Annotated in this window: 1 protein-coding gene; it reads right to left on the minus strand. The window is 68.7% G+C overall.

The window, feature by feature from the left end:
* Positions 1-214 (minus strand): ATP-binding protein (locus EXE44_RS19865; RefSeq protein ID WP_137718154.1); only part of this gene is annotated, 214 nt, incomplete at both ends.

The raw sequence follows: 214 nt of genomic DNA on the forward strand, positions 1-214 counted from the left end.
CCCGGGCTGTCGAGCCCCTTCTCGCCCTTCCCGAATATCTCGTGGCGCTGGTCCTCGGGGATCCCCGGTCCGTTGTCCGCGATCCGCACCTCCGCGACGCCGTCGGCCTCGTCGACCGTCGCGGACACAGTCACCTTCGGCGGGGTCTCGTCGTTGTGCTGGACCGCGTTCCGCAGGAGGTTCCGGAACACCGAACTCAGCATCTCGTCGCCGA

The organism is Halorubrum sp. SS7 (assembly GCF_005435055.1).
GTDB lineage: Archaea > Halobacteriota > Halobacteria > Halobacteriales > Haloferacaceae > Halorubrum > Halorubrum salinarum.